This is a genomic window from Janthinobacterium sp. BJB301 (assembly GCF_002735685.1).
Lineage (GTDB): Bacteria > Pseudomonadota > Gammaproteobacteria > Burkholderiales > Burkholderiaceae_D > Janthinobacterium > Janthinobacterium lividum.
This window is the reverse complement of sequence record NZ_PDZJ01000002.1, coordinates 921368-935813: the sequence shown is the minus strand read 5'-3', so window position 1 is coordinate 935813 and position 14446 is coordinate 921368. Positions and strand designations below refer to the sequence as shown.

The window sequence follows — 14446 nt, the reverse complement described above, 5'->3', positions numbered from 1 at the left end:
GGAATGCGGGCATGATATCAGTTTGCGCCTTTCGGCTTGAGCCCGGGCGCGCCGCCGGCGGCATCGGGCGGGGCCAGCACCAGGTCGTGCGGATACGTGAAGTGCCAGTCCGCGTAGCGCTGCTTGCGGCGCAGGCTGGCGTCTTCGTCGAGAAAATTGTCCTGCTTGATGGGGAGCTGTGGCGACAGCGAATGGATGCCGACGATGCGTCCCTCCTGCCGCAGCACTCCCCATTCCGCCTTGCCCGTGACAGGGTCCGCATACAGGCGGCGCAAGTGCCGCCGGGCATTGGCAAAGCGCGGGTCGCGCAGCAGTTCCTGCAAGGTCAAGGGATAACGGGGCCGCCCGTCGCCCGGCGTGCTGTCGTAGTAGCGGCCCAGCGCGTTGCGGAATTCATGGCCGATGAACAGCAGCTCGCGCTCCTTGTCGCGCCGCGCGGCCGTGGCAAACAGTTCGCTGGCCAGCACCAGGCCCACGCCCATGAAGGCCACCAGCATCAGGGTCCAGATATACGCGAAGCCCCGTGCGCGGCGTTGAAAACTAGAGCTGCTCAAAGGGGATGCCCTCGCGCGTCTTGCCCTTGGCGCCGCTGCGCACGTCGGCCACGCCGCCGATCTCGCCATTGGGCGAAGGGATCAATTGCCAGGTGGCGCTGGACTCCGTGACGGGGTCCAGCGGCACGCTGCGGAAGTAATGGTGGGTCACGAGGTCGTCCAGGGCGGCCGGATACTCGCCCTTGTCGGCATAGTATTTATCCAGGCCGCTCCTGAGCACTTGCAGGTTTTCCTTCAGGGCGACTTCCTTCGACTTTTCCACGGAACCGAAATAGCGGGGAATGGCGATCGTCAGCAGCAGCGAGATGATCGCCAGCACCACCAGCAGTTCGACCAAAGTAAAGCCGCGGCGTGAGATAGAAGCGGGCATCAAGTTCACCATTGATTGAGCGGCACGCCGTTCAGGCCCACCTTGGTCGAGCGCGAGGCGACGTCGAACACGTCCTCGCCTTCGTTGGGATTGTCGGGCGGCGAGGCATAGGCGCGCTTGCTCCAGCTGTCGGCGGCGCTGCCTTCTTCCCTGGGCTGGAACGGGTCGCGTGGCAGACGGCGCAAAAAATAGATGTTCTGCTTCGAGACGCTGCGCTGATCGGGCACCCCCTCGACCAGTTCCTCGAGTTTTTTCGGATAGCCGGAAGCGCCCAGCGACAGCTTGATGCGGCCATTGTCCGAAGCGCGCTTGTAGGCATCGATGGCCTCGCGCATCTCGATCAGGGCGCTGCGCAATTGCTGTTCCTTCGCCCGTTGCAAGGCCACCTGCGCCATCGGCACGGCCACCGTGGCCAGGGTCGCCATGATGGCCAGGGTGATCATCAGCTCGATGAAGGTAAAGCCCCGCTCTTTCACTGGCCACCCTTGACAGTGGCCTTGTCGCCGGCGGCAGGCGCTTCGTCGCCACCCGTCATGGGCGAGCCGGTGCGCGGCGCGGCCTGTTCTGGCGTGGCGATAGCCTCGGGGGAGCCGCCCACGCTGGCGCGGCCGCCCACGGATGTCTCGGTGCCGGAATTGAATTCGGCCGTCGTCAGGTCCGGGCGGCGGATGCTGCGCAGCAGGCGCGGCGTGATCGACAGCACGATCTCGCTGCGCATGGCGTCGTCCTTCTGGCTGCCGAACAGGCGGTTCAGCACGGGCAGCTCGCCCACGCCCGGCACCTTGTTGGCCGTGCCCCGGTCTTCATCGCTGATCAGGCCTGCCAGCACCTGCGTCTCGCCATCCTTCAGGCGCAGCACCGTGGAAGCGCTGCGCGTGCCGATCTGGTAAGCCTGCGTGCCCGTCTTGCTGATCACTTCCTTGACGACGTTCGACACTTCCAGGTTGATCTTGATGGCCACCTCGTCGTCCAGGTAGACGTTGGGTTCGACGTCGAGCTTCAAGCCCACGTCGATGTAGTTGACGCTGTCGGAACTGACGCCGTTATTCGTCGTGACGGTAATGACGGGCACGCGGTCGCCGATGAGGATCTTCGCCTTTTCCTTGTTGCGCACGCGGATGCGCGGATTGGCCAGGATATTGCTGTCGCTGTCCGTCTTGTTGGCGTTCAGGGTGACGCCGCCGATACCCAGGTTGATATTGTCGCCATTGATGCGGTGCAGGTCCGCCACCTTCAGGCCGCCGAGTCCTCCCGTGCTACCTGCGACGCCGGCCAGTGTCAGGCTGGCCTGGTCCGGCCAGCGCACGCCCAGTTCCATCAGGCGCGTGCGCTTGACTTCCAGCACCTCCACTTCCAGCATCACTTCCGGGTCGGCAAGGTCTTGCACGTTGATGATGCGTTCGGCCATGCGCACCATCTCCGGCGTATCGCGCAGCATGATGATGCCCAGTCGCTCGTCGGTGACGACGTCCTTGGCCTTGAGCAGGGTCTTGATGGAGAACGCCACCGTCTTGACGTCGGCATTGGCGAGGAAGAAGGTGCGCACCACGAGCTGCTGGTAATCCTTCACCTTTTGCGGCGTGTTCGGGTAGATCGTGATCGACTTGTCGCTGGTGACGCTTTGTTCCAGCTGGTTGGCGCCCAGCAGCATGGCAATCGCCTCTTCGATGCTGGTGTCGCGCACGGAAATGGTGGCGCGCAGGGCGGGATCGACTTCCTTGTCGAAGACGAAGTTCAGGCCCGACACCTTGCTGATGAAATCGAACACGGAACGCAGCGGCGCGTCGCGAAATTCCAGGGTGACTGGTTTCCTGTAGGCGGCCGCCAGCTTGCCGCCGGCCGGCAGACTTTTGGATTGCGCCTCGCCGATGCGGTTTTTCAGGGCCAGCGCCTCGCGCTGTGCGGGGCGCTCCTGCAGCACCTGGCGCAGGGCTTCCTGCGCCTGCGCGATATTCGCTTCGCCGCCGCGCTGGTAGCTGGCCTGCGCCTCCTGCACCAGCTTGCGGTGCCGTTCATCCTGTGCCACGCCGGCCAGGCCCCGCTGCGCCACATCGTTGCTGGCGTCCAGCGCGAGCGCCTGCTGGTACAGCGCCTGCGCTTCGGGCAGCTTGCCCTGCTGGCGCAGCGCCTCCGCAGCGCCATTCAGCTTGTTCAGCGCGCGCATCCTGCCATTCGTGACGGCGATACGGTACTTGGCGTTGCTCGGCTCGGCCTGCGCCGCCTGTTCCAGCAGGGCCAGCCCCTGTTCCGTGCGGCCCGCGCCCAGCATGGCCTGGCCATCGTTATAGGCCTGGTTGCCGGCGCAGGCTGCCAGCAGGGACAGCACCGGCAGCAGGGTGAGGATAGTACGAGACATATGTGCGGCGCGTCGTTTCAATTGAGGTCCCCTACGGCGAGTGTCTGTTTCAGGTTGAGCGGCAGATAGGTAAATTGCAGAGAACCCTGCACCACGCCGTCGAAGCGGTAGCGCTCTTCGAGCGTGTCGCCGGGGCGCGCCACCACGTTGCGTTCGCCCGCCTGCAGGAAGTAGGCGGCCTTGCCTTCGTCGACAAAGCGGCCCAGGAATTGAAAGGGCAGCGGTGGCGGCGCGTTCGCATCCACGCGGGCTGCGGGTAGTGCCGCCTGGGCTGCCTGCTGGTCGAGCATGATCTTTTTCGGCGTCTCCGGTTGCCAGCTCTGCTTGGCGAACAGGGTCGCTGCTTCGTCGTCATCGAGCCCCCGGCGCGGTTCGATGGCCAGCGCGCGATTGGTTTGCGCAACGGCGGCTGCGGCGAGGGGGGCTGGCGCCACCCGCTCCACCTGGCGCGTGGTGGCCGTGGCCGGTCCCACGATGCTGCCTTCATCCTCGGGCGCGAAGAGGGCGGCCAGCAAGGTCGCCATGGCGGCGCCTCCCAGTACGGCTTTTTTCATCGGCGCACCTCCGCCTTTTTCACCAGCAGGATGAACTGGATGCGCGCGTCGATCTCGCCCGCCTCGATCTGCTCGCGCTTGAACAGCACGGAGTCGAGCGTCAGGGTGGGCAGCGCCTGCAGGGCATCGACGATAAAGGTCTGCAGCTGCGCGTATTCGGCTTTGACGGGCAGCGTGATCTGGTAGCGCAGGAAGGCCGTGTTGCCGTCTTCCTGCGGCTTGTAGTCGGCCTTGGCCAGGGTGACGCCGCTCTTTTGCGCCACTTCCAGCAAGGCCTTCAATTGGTCGGGAATGCTGTCATGCGCGGGCAGGTAGGCGTGAAAGGCGGCCAGGCTGTCCGCATCGGCATCGAGCGTGATGGGTGCCGGCGGCAGCGCCGACTGTCTGGCAGCAGCGGCCAGTTGCGCCGCCAATTGCTGCTGGCGTGCGGCCAGCGCATCGCCCTGCTGCATGGCGAAAGCGGCCAGCGCCAGGCAGGCCGCGCCGAGGGCGCTGGGCCAGCCGAGGGTGCGCCACAACCGTTGCGCTTCCCACGCCAGGCGCGGCGGCATGCGCAGCTGCAGGCGCGCGCGGGCCACGGGCGTGCTGGCTTTGAATACGGGTTTTATTGCCGCCATTGCGCCTCCAGCTGAAAACGATAAGGGTGTTCGGGGGCGTTCGCATTCATCTCGTGCTTGAGCAGATACACGGAGCTGAACATGGGCTGCTGGTTCAGGAAGGCCAGGTAGTTGAGCATGTCCTGCGGCGTTTCCGCCTCGGCGGCGATTTTCAGGACGCTGGCGCCATCCTGTCCCTGCTGCGCGTTCAGGTCCAGCCCCAGCAAGGCCACGCGCACATCGCGCGGCGCCTGCACGGTTTTGACCAGGCGGGTGACGGGCAGGTTAAGCTGGCGCACGGCGGCGGCCACCTGTTTCAGTTCGATGTCGCGTTCGCGCTGCTGGCTGGCGGACAAGGGCGCGCGCACGGGACGCGCGGGCTGCAGCTGCGCCAGCTGCGCTTCCAGGCGCCGCGTTTCCTGCGCCTGCACCAGCCAGTACACGGCGGCAGGCAGCAGCAGCAAGCCGCCCGCCAGGCACAGGGCCAGGCGCCAGCCCTTGAACGTCTGCACTGCGCCGGGCGCCAGCAATTCCAGGCGGCTCAGGCCCATGCGGCCTCCCGCATCAGGTGGGCGGCGCCGGCCACGGGAAGGGACTGGAAGCGCGCCGGCAGCTCGTCCTGCGGCATGCCGCTCAAGTCGAGCAGCGCCACGTGTTCGATCGCGTCCAGCTGTGGTGCGCGCAAGTTCCAGCGCCGCCACGCCCGATCCAGTTCGTCGCCCCAGGCGGCGCCGCAGGACTGGCTATGCAGGCCCGTGATGCGCCCGCCGCCCGTCGTTGCCAACAGCAGCCGTCCCGCTTCCACCAGGGCGAAGGCGGCAGGTTTGCCGCCGGCGATGCTGCGCCAGGCCGGCCCGACGATGGGTTCAAGGGACAGGCAGCGCCGTCCATGCGCGGCCGCCGCATCCTGCACGCCTTGCAGCAGGGCCGCATCGATGCCGCAGGCCAGGCGTGGCTTGCCATAGGGCGCATCGTCGGCAGCCAGGCGCCAGGCGCGCGCGCCATCGCCGTAGACGGCAGCGAACTGGCTATGCAGGAAGCGCTTCGCGCTGGTTCGGTCGAGCAGGGCGCCGCTCCACGGCACCATCAGCATGGCGCACCAGCGGCTGGCCAGGCTGACGGCCAACGGCAGTTTTTTTTCATTGTGCTGTTCCAGCCAGCCGCGCAGGGCGGCCAGCGCCACTTCCCAGCTGGCGTCGGGGTTCGCAATGGGCAGGTGGAAGGCGCTGTCGGGCACGGGACGGCCGGCGCGGCGCAGCACGCCGTGCAGCCCGTGCGGCGCCAGGTGCAGGCACAGGGTGGCGCGGGTAAGGCGTTCAATAAGTGACACGATTGAGCTCCGCTAAAGTGGTTTCGCCGCGCCGCACCAGGTCCAGGCCCGCTTCGCGCGCCAGGCGAAAGCCGTTGCGCGCCGCTTCTTCCTTCATCTGGCTCAAGGGCGCCCGCGTGCAGATCATTTCGCGCATGGCGTCGCTGAGCATCAGCACTTCGGCGACGGCCTTGCGGCCCTTGTAGCCGGTGCCGCGGCAGTGGCCGCAGCCCTTGCCGGCCATGAATTGCCAGTCCTGCACCTGGTGCAGGGCCAGGCCGCTGTCGCGCAGCTGCTGCGCATCGGCCAGCACCTCGGCGCTGGCATCGACGGCGCAATGGGCGCAATTGAGGCGCAGCAGGCGCTGCGCAACGATGCCGTTCAGGGCCGCCGCAAAGCTGTAGGCGTCGACGCCCATGTGCAGGAAGCGCCCGACCACATCAAAGACGTTGTTCGCGTGCACGGTGGTAAACACCAGGTGGCCCGTGAGCGCGGCCTGCACGGCGATCTGCGCCGTCTCGTCGTCGCGGATTTCGCCGATCATGATCTTGTCGGGATCGTGGCGCAGGATGGAGCGCAGGCCGCGCGCGAACGTCAGCCCCTTCTTTTCATTGACGGGGATCTGCAGCACGCGCGGCAAGCGGTATTCGACGGGGTCTTCGATGGTGACGATCTTGTCGCGGCCCGTATTGATTTCCGTGATGGCCGCGTACAGGGTGGTGGTCTTGCCGGAACCCGTGGGCCCCGTCACTAGCAGCATGCCGTGCGGCTTGGCGGCCAGGCGGCGTATCTGCTCGATGGCGTCCTCGTTCAGGCCCAGGCTTTCCAGGCGCAGCGCCTGCGCCGCTTCCGTCAGCGCGCGCCGGTCCAGCAGGCGCAGCACGGCGTCCTCGCCAAAGATATTCGGCATGATGGAGACGCGAAAATCGATCTCCGCCCCTTTCACGCGCACCTTGAAGCGGCCGTCCTGCGGGATGCGGCGCTCGGCGATGTCGAGATCGGCCATGACCTTGATGCGCGAGATGATCTGCTCGGCCATCGCCAGTCCCTGTACCTGGCCCGCCTGTACCAGCACGCCGTCGACGCGGTATTTGATGACCAGGCTGGCCACGTCGCATTCGAGGTGGATGTCGCTGGCCTGGAATTTCAGGGCATCGTAGATGGTGGAGTTCACCAGTTTCACCACCGGGCTGCTGTCTTCGCTGATGCGGATCAGCGAGATATCCTCGATACTCTGGTCGAGTCCCGGCACGTCATCCCCGTGCTGCATTTCCTGCATCGCCTGCTGCACGCTTTCCTGCTGCAGCAGATAGGCGGCCAGGTCGTCCGGGTGCGCCAGCGCCACCGTGAAGGGCGTGGACAGGGCGAAGTCGGCCCACTGCAGCAGGTCTTCCGCAAACGGGTTGCCGATGACGAGCACGGGCGGCGCGCCGGGCACGCCCGGCTGCAGCAGCACGCAGTCGCGCTGGGCGCAATCCGTGTAGGGCAGCAGGGCAAAGGCGGGCAAGGCGGCCTGCAGCTCGGCCATCGTCCAGGCCGGGTAGCGAAACAGGGCGGCCAGCTGGCGCAAAAAGACTTCGGGCGGCAAGGCCGCCGTTTCCTGCAGCACGGCCATCCGCGGGCGGCCCTGTTCCAGCGCGCTGGCGTGGGCCCGGCGCAGCATGGCAGCATCAAGCACGGCCCGTTCTTCGTCGCGCGCGTTCATGGCAGGCACCACATGGTAAAAACCGTCACGATAAGCTCCCGGCCAGTTCAAAGATCGGCATGTACATCAGCACCACGACGCCGCCGATGACGACGCCGATGATGGTCATCAAGAGCGGTTCGAGCAGGCGCGAGGCCCAGTCCACCCAGCGGGCGAATTCCTCGTCGTGGAATTTGGCCGAGCGTTCCAGCATGTCGCCCAGGCGGCCCGTGTTCTCGCCCACTTTCAGCAGCGACTGCGCCACCGGCGTGGCCATGCCGGCGTGTTCCAGCGCGGTGGAAAACGGCATGCCTTCCTGCACCGCGCGGCGCGCCTGCGCCAGCTGCTCCTGCTGCGCCGGCAGCAGCATGGGCGCGACCATGGCCAGCGCCTTGTGCAGGGGGATGCCGGCGTGCAGCAGCAGGCTGAGAGCCCGGTAGAAGCGGGCCAGGCGGAATTCGGCAGCCTTCTCCGCCAGCACGGGCAGGCGCAGCAGGCGCAAGACCAGGGCCTGGCGCGCGCCGGCATTGGCGATGCCGAAGACCACGGCGGCCACCACGGCGGCCAGCGCGCTGGCGCACAGCAGCGGATGCGCGGCCAGGGTCTGGCCAAAGCCGAGCAGCATTTGCGACATCCAGGGAATCTCGCGGCCCGAGCTTTCGTAGACGACGCTGAATTTGGGCACCACGTAGCCGAGCAGGAACAGGGTCACCAGGCCGCCGACGACGAGCAGCATGCACGGGTAGATGGCGGCGGAAATGAGTTTCTTGCGGATGGCGTCGAACTGCAGCTGGTAGCCGACGAAGCGCGCCAGCGCCTCGGGCAGGTTGCCCGAGCGTTCGGCCGCATGCACGGTGGCGATGTAAATGTCGGGGAAGATGTCGGGGAAACCGGCCAGGGTGTCGGAAAAGCTGAGGCCCTGTTGCAAGGTGAGCACGATGGCGGCCAGGGTGGCCTTTGCGCTTGGCCGCGTTTCCTTGTTATGCAGGGTGGCCATGGCCTCGCCCAGGTTCAGGCCCGCTTCGAGCAGGGCCAGCAGCTCCTGGCTGAATTGCAGCAGAGGCAGGCCCTGTTTGCCGGGACGCAGCGCGACGCCCGTCTCCTGCGCAGCGCCAGCGTCGACGGCCAGCACGCGCCAGCCGCCGCGCACGGCCGCGCGGATCGCTTCGGCCTCGCTGGCGGCGTCGATGGCCAGCGCCTGGCTGCCCGCCGGGCCCTGCACCTGAAGGTGGAACTGCATCGTCGGCTCAGGCGAGCATGGCGAGGGCCTGGGGCGTGAAAATGGGGTAAGCGGAAGAAGGGAATGCGCGTGCGGACAAGGTCGAAGTAGGCATCGGTCAGGAACAATCCAAAAAAAAGTTCAATTCGTCGCGGGTACCAGCAGCAGGCAAGATGCAATCACTGCCTCAGGGTAGACTGGAATTGCCAGGAAATCAATCGTGCCGTGCGGGCAAGCCTTGTCGCGATGGCTTGCCCGCATGTTCAGCCGCTTACTGGGTGACCAGGCTGACCTTGTCGATCACGAACGAGGTTTGCAGCGATGCGTCCTCGGTCGCGGCAAACGAGATCTGCACGGTCTGGCCCTTGTAGGCGATCAGGTCAAACGTGCGGATCTGGTAGCCGGCAGCCTTGTTCACGTTCGAGTACGAGGCCAGGGTGCCCAGCACCGTGCCGGCGCTGTTCTTCACGGTGACGACCAGCTTGTCGTACACGGTATTGCCCGTTTCCGCCGTGTCGATATGCAGCGCGAAGGTCAGGCTGGCCGAGGTGGCGGCGGCCGGAATGGCCACGCTTTGGGTCAGCGATTCGCTGGCCGTGGCGCCATTGCCGCCCAGCCAGGCGTACTTCGTGCCTTCGTACGCGGTCTGGCCCGTGAAGGTGCCGATGGCGCCCGTGGTGCCGCTCCAACCCGTGGCGCCGGACTCGAAGCCGCCGTTCGTCACGCGTTCGGTGGCGCTGCTCGTGCCCACCGTCAGCGTGGCGTTGTTCGACGTGGCCGTCACGGCAGGCGAGGACGAATCCGTCACCGTGGCCTTGAAGACGGCGCCGCTGTCGGCCGCTACAGTCGTGAAACTGTAGGCGGGCGACGTGGCGCCGCTGATCACGGCACCGTTGCGATACCACTTGTAGGTGTACGGTGCCGTGCCGCCGCCCGCGCCCACGGCGAACGAGGCGGTGGCGCCCGGTGCGACGGTGATGCTGGCCGGCTGGCTGGTGATGGTCACCGCGCCGCCCGTCGTCGATTCATCGACGTCGGCGCCCACGTTGATGGCCGCATACGCGCGCTTGACGGCGATCGCCTCGGCGCTGCCCACGCCATACAGTTCCTCGGCTGCCAGCAGCACCTTGTTGCGCGCGTCGGCGTAGTTGGTCGACGAAGTGAACTTGGTGGTGGCGGCCTTGAACCAGATGCGGTAAGCCTTGTCGCTGCCGATACCGGTCATGGCCAGCGGGCTTTTGTTCAGGTAGGAGCTGTAGTAGTCGCTGCTGGACGTGGAGTTCGACCCTTGCGACAGGAAGTAGAACATGCGGTTGTTCGGGCCGCTGCTGTAGTGGACGTCGAGGTTCTTGATGGTGCTGCTCCACGCATTCGGGCTGCTGCCATCCTTGCTTGGTTTGTACAGCCAACGCAGCGGCTGGCCATTCTTGGCGATTTCCTTGCCCGTCATCCAATCGTTGCCCGTGTTGGGGATCGTGGTGCCCGTGCCGCCGGCGCGCGCATACGCTTCCACCATTTCACCGGCGATGTCCGAGCTCGATTCGTTCAAGCCGCCCGACTCCTGCGAGTAGATCAGGCCCGATGTGGCGTCCGTGATGCCGTGGCCCATTTCGTGGCCGATCACGTCGATGGAACCGAGGTTGTTGAACGAGCTGCCGCCGTCGCCGATGTACATGCACTTGCAGCTGCTGTCGTAATAGGCGTTGTCGTAGGCCGTGTTGACGTGGGCGGCGATGTGGGTTGCCGTGTTGTTGCCGTCCAGGCTGGACCAGCCCAGCACATTCTTGTGCGTGTCGTAGGTGTTCATCAGGCCCCACATCGCGTTCACGGCCGCCGTCTGGCCATTGGCGTTGGTGGTGCTGCCGCCGTTGATGTATTGCTGGCCGTCGCCCCAGGTATTGCTGGTGCTGCTGTACACGCTGCCCGAGCTGGTGCCGTGATTGGCATTCGTGATGGCCATGCCGCCGAAGCTGCCGCCCGTGCCGCGGCTGGGGTCCTTCATGGTGTAGGTGCTGCCCGTGAGCGTGGTGTTGAGCGGTACCTGGCCGTTGTACTGGCTGTTGCCGATACCGGCCACGGTTTTCAGGGCTTTCCATTGACGCAGGATGCGGCCATCCTTGGCGCTGACGACGGTGTCGTAGTAGACGGGCTTGTTACCGCTGATCATGCGCGTCTGCACCAGATAGGCCAGCTCGTAGTGGTCGACCACGTCCTGCACGTCGAGGGCGTTCAACGCGGCTTCCGATTTGTTCTCGGCGCCGGCCACGCGCACGGTTTTCATGACGGGGTAGATCAGCAGTTGCGCATGCGGCGGCACGTGGTCGACGGCGCGCACGCCAATGCTGTCCACGGCGGCGGCGATGGCTGCCGCCGCGCTGATGGCGGGCGTGGTGTCGATATCGGTGGTGGCGCTGCGGGTGACGGAATTGACACCGCCGCTACCGAGGCCGGAAGCGCGGTCCGACACGGATTCGCTGACGATGTCGCCGGCGCTGTTGCTGACCACGACCGTTTCGGAACCGAAGACGGGCAAACCCTTGTAGGTGTGCTGCACGCGGCTCACGCGTGTGCCGCTGACGCCAGGATGCTGGGCGCCGACGGCAAAGCCATGTTCGGTATTCAGGCCGCGGCTGCGCGCCTGCGCAGCCAGCTTGTTGACCAGGCTGGCGGTCTCTTGTGGAGAAGCCAGGGCGACCGGGGCGGCCATCAGGGTCTGTGGCAGCGGCGTGGCGGCGTCTGCCGTGGTAGCCATCAGCGGCAGGGCGGCGATGGATGCGGCAACTATCGTCAAACGTAAATTCATTTCTGCTCCATGGTATCGGTTAAGGAAATGGTGAATGAGCTGGCCGCGATGCCTGATGGCCACCCCGGCGTGCCTGACAGGCGGATAGCCTGCCGTTTTGTGGTGGCATGACGCCGGGTAGGGGGACACTAAACTTGTCGATATCGCCATGTCAAAAAATTCAAGAAATGGGTCACTACGCGAATTTTTGTTAAGAATTGAACATTTATCGGTGCTACATCAGCGCAAAGTTTGATCTACCACAAGCTGTAACTTTTGTTTTGGACTACTTCCCCTAATGGCGCGTTCTGTTGGAAAAACACTGTTGCATTTTCTAAATGTTGCGATCTACACTAGGTATTCGCGTGGCCCCAACGGACCAGGCGAAGACAAAAAAAGCGCACGCGGCAATGACCGCGTCCAGATACAGCGCATCGGGAAAAAAATTCGGGAGTTTCACATGACGTCAGTTCTGTTTTCTGCTGTTGGTTTCAGCCATTTCCCCTCTGGAGCGGCATTCATGCTGCATCCGCCTTCCTAGCCGCCGCCAGCCGGTTCTTCCCCCCGCGAGGGGGTTCTTTTCCGCGAGTCCGACCGCGCCGCCCGGCGCGGCCGCTGGCGCAGTGCATCCTTTTTTCAGGAAGGGTTGCCGGCTCCTGGTGCGTGCACCGGAATCACCGGCCCGACGAACTATGCTTTCGATAGCGACCAAAGTGGAACAGATCGTGATGGAATCGGCCTTTCTCAGCGAGGGATTGGGCCGCGGCTTGCTGAACCTGTCGGAACTGGCGCGCCAGCTGCAGCCGCAATTGCAGAGCGACTTATGGAAACCGGTGGGGCAGGCCGCCGTGGTGATGGCGCTGCGCCGCCTGGCCGAACGGATGCCGCAGCAGAAAAGCGGCGAAATCGTGCTGGCGCACCGCGCGGGAGAACTTTCCACGCGCAGTGAATTGATGATTTTTACCTACCGCTATTCCGACCAGACCTATGATTGCCAGCGCCAGTTGCTGGCGCTGGCCGCACCCCAGCGCGGCACCTTCATCACGGTCACGCGCGGCGTCAACGAGGTGATGGTGATCTGCAGCCGCAGCCTGCACGCGCTGGTGGAAGAGGTCTTCGGCGGCGAGCAGGAACTGGCGCGCCTGGAGCGCGTGACGGCCGTGACCCTGCACCTGGCGCCCGAGACCTGCTATACGCCAGGCGTGTATCACGCCATCCTCAAGCGCCTGGCCTGGGAGCGCATCAATCTGATCAATATCATCTGTACGTATACGGAGCTGACCTTGCTGCTGGAAGCGTCGCAGACGGGGGCCGCCTTTTCCGTGCTGTCGAAGATCGTCGCGCAATGAAAAATGCCCCGCTGCAGCGCTGCAGCGGGGCGTTTGCGGGACGGACGCCGCTTATTTTTCCAGCTGCGTGCGCACGCGGGCAATCGCGGCGCGCACCTGGTTTGGCGCGGTGCCGCCCACGTGGTCGCGCGCGGCCACGGAGCCTTCCAGGGTCAGTACTTCAAACACGTCTTCGCCCGTCAGTGGCGAGAAGGCGCGCAACTGCTCCAGCGACAGGTCGGCCAGGTCGCAGCCCGCATCGACGCAGGCGCGCACGGCCAGGGCCACCGCTTCATGGGCGTCGCGGAATGGCAAGCCCTTCTTGACCAGGTAGTCGGCCAGGTCGGTCGCCGTGGCATAGCCCTGCAGGGCTGCCGCGCGCATCGCTTCCGGCTTCACCGTGATGCCGCCGGCCATGTCGGCGAAGATGCGCAGGGTGTCGATGACGGTGTCGACGGTGTCGAACAGCGGTTCCTTGTCTTCCTGGTTGTCCTTGTTGTAGGCCAGCGGCTGGCCTTTCATCAGGGTCAGCAGGCCGGTCAGGTGGCCGTACACGCGGCCCGTCTTGCCACGCGCCAGTTCCGGCACGTCCGGGTTTTTCTTTTGCGGCATGATCGACGAGCCGGTGCAGAAGCGGTCGGCGATGTCGATGAAACCGATGCGTGGGCTCATCCAGATCACCAGTTCTTCGGCCATGCGCGACACGTGCATCATCAGCACGGCGGAGGCGGCGCAAAATTCGATGGCGAAATCGCGGTCCGAGACGGCGTCGAGCGAGTTGTGGCACACGTCGTCAAAGCCCAGTGTTTTTGCCACGCGCAAGCGGTCGATGGGGAAGGTGGTGCCGGCCAGCGCGGCGGCGCCCAGCGGCAGGCGGTTGACGCGCTTGCGGCAGTCGGCCATGCGCTCGGCGTCGCGGCCGAACATTTCAACATACGCCAGCATGTGGTGGCCGAAGGTGATCGGCTGGGCCACCTGCATGTGGGTAAAGCCCGGCATGATGGTGTCGGCATGCTGCTCGGCCAGGTCCGTCAGCGCGCTGCGGAACGTCGCCAGCAGGGTGGTGATGTCGTCGATGGCGGAGCGCACGTACAGGCGGATGTCGGTCGCCACCTGGTCGTTGCGCGAACGGCCCGTGTGCAGGCGCTTGCCCGCATCGCCTACCAGTTCGGTCAGGCGTTTTTCGATATTCAGGTGGACATCTTCCAGGTCCAGCAGCCATTCGAACTGGCCGGCGGCGATTTCCTGCGAGATTTGCGCCATGCCGCGCTGGATTTCCGCGTAATCGGCCGGGCTGATGATGGCTTGCGCATGCAGCATTTCCGCATGGGCCAGCGAACCTTCGATGTCGAACAGCGCCAGGCGCTTATCAAAAAATACAGAAGCTGTGTAGCGCTTGACGAGGTCCGAGACCGGTTCGGAAAACCGGGCCGACCAGGCTTCGCCCTTTTTGGAGAATTGATCAGTCATGAAAGAAGTCCTTTAGTGTACGGCGATTATAAACAAGGTTGGCCGGCGGTAGGGCTTTTAGGACCTTGCAGGGCGCTGAAATGGCCGGGAATGGGGCTCGCAAGCCTCAAATGCCACGACGCGGGCACGTTGTGCGTTCCATCCGGGCTTTTTGTATTCTGTCCCGCGAATCGTGCGTTTGGTCGCAATCCGATGGCAGTTCAGGGGGGATCGGCCTACAGTTC

13 protein-coding genes are annotated in these 14446 nt (G+C 65.1%); 1 reads left to right on the top strand and 12 read right to left on the bottom strand.

The genetic code is table 11. The features are described from left to right. Positions 1-17 precede the first annotated feature (17 nt). From CSQ91_RS17500 to CSQ91_RS17450, 11 genes are all read right to left on the bottom strand, one after another. A complete protein-coding gene (locus CSQ91_RS17500; protein ID WP_257217383.1) occupies positions 18-554 on the bottom strand; it encodes a type II secretion system protein in 537 nt (178 codons plus the stop codon). Next, positions 541-924 carry a type II secretion system protein gene (locus tag CSQ91_RS17495; protein ID WP_099389305.1) on the bottom strand — a complete coding sequence of 128 codons (384 nt, stop codon included), beginning with the start codon at positions 922-924 and terminating at the stop codon, positions 541-543. The genes CSQ91_RS17500 and CSQ91_RS17495 overlap by 14 nt, the downstream gene beginning before the upstream one ends. Positions 925-929: 5 nt before the next feature. Beyond that, positions 930-1400 carry a type II secretion system protein gene (locus CSQ91_RS17490; protein WP_257217382.1) on the bottom strand — a complete coding sequence of 157 codons (471 nt, stop codon included), beginning with the start codon at positions 1398-1400 and terminating at the stop codon, positions 930-932. Further along, entirely contained in the window at positions 1397-3280 is a 1884-nt protein-coding gene (locus tag CSQ91_RS17485; RefSeq protein ID WP_099389072.1) for a secretin and TonB N-terminal domain-containing protein, read from the bottom strand. The genes CSQ91_RS17490 and CSQ91_RS17485 overlap by 4 nt, the downstream gene beginning before the upstream one ends. A gap of 17 nt (positions 3281-3297) precedes the next feature. Next, entirely contained in the window at positions 3298-3834 is a 537-nt protein-coding gene (locus tag CSQ91_RS17480) for a hypothetical protein (RefSeq protein WP_099389071.1), read from the bottom strand. Then, on the bottom strand, positions 3831-4451 hold the full coding sequence (gene pilO, locus CSQ91_RS17475; protein WP_092607661.1) for a type 4a pilus biogenesis protein PilO: 621 nt from the start codon (positions 4449-4451) through the stop codon (positions 3831-3833). The genes CSQ91_RS17480 and pilO overlap by 4 nt, the downstream gene beginning before the upstream one ends. Continuing rightward, positions 4439-4981 (bottom strand): hypothetical protein, encoded by a 543-nt coding sequence (locus tag CSQ91_RS17470; protein ID WP_034780361.1) that lies wholly within the window; start codon positions 4979-4981, stop codon positions 4439-4441. Before CSQ91_RS17470 ends, pilO begins: the two co-directional genes overlap by 13 nt. Further along, the gene (locus CSQ91_RS17465; RefSeq protein WP_099389070.1) at positions 4972-5760 is read right to left on the bottom strand and encodes a hypothetical protein; all 789 of its coding nucleotides are present in this window, start codon (positions 5758-5760) and stop codon (positions 4972-4974) included. Before CSQ91_RS17465 ends, CSQ91_RS17470 begins: the two co-directional genes overlap by 10 nt. Beyond that, complete coding sequence (locus tag CSQ91_RS17460; protein ID WP_092608652.1) at positions 5747-7444, bottom strand: GspE/PulE family protein; 1698 nt, start codon at positions 7442-7444, stop codon at positions 5747-5749. Before CSQ91_RS17460 ends, CSQ91_RS17465 begins: the two co-directional genes overlap by 14 nt. 25 nt (positions 7445-7469) lie before the next feature. Continuing rightward, positions 7470-8663, bottom strand: a complete 1194-nt coding sequence (locus tag CSQ91_RS17455) for a type II secretion system F family protein (RefSeq protein ID WP_070281608.1) — start codon at positions 8661-8663, stop codon at positions 7470-7472. A gap of 250 nt (positions 8664-8913) precedes the next feature. Beyond that, positions 8914-11445, bottom strand: coding sequence for a M4 family metallopeptidase (locus CSQ91_RS17450; RefSeq protein ID WP_034780355.1), 2532 nt, complete (start codon positions 11443-11445; stop codon positions 8914-8916). A gap of 671 nt (positions 11446-12116) precedes the next feature. Between CSQ91_RS17450 and CSQ91_RS17445 the strand changes: the two genes are divergently transcribed. Then, positions 12117-12773 carry a hypothetical protein gene (locus CSQ91_RS17445; protein ID WP_034780353.1) on the top strand — a complete coding sequence of 219 codons (657 nt, stop codon included), beginning with the start codon at positions 12117-12119 and terminating at the stop codon, positions 12771-12773. A gap of 51 nt (positions 12774-12824) precedes the next feature. On the opposite strand, the gene argH is transcribed toward CSQ91_RS17445, so the two are convergent. Next, positions 12825-14222, bottom strand: a complete 1398-nt coding sequence (gene argH, locus CSQ91_RS17440) for an argininosuccinate lyase (RefSeq protein ID WP_099389069.1) — start codon at positions 14220-14222, stop codon at positions 12825-12827. Positions 14223-14446 lie beyond the last annotated feature (224 nt).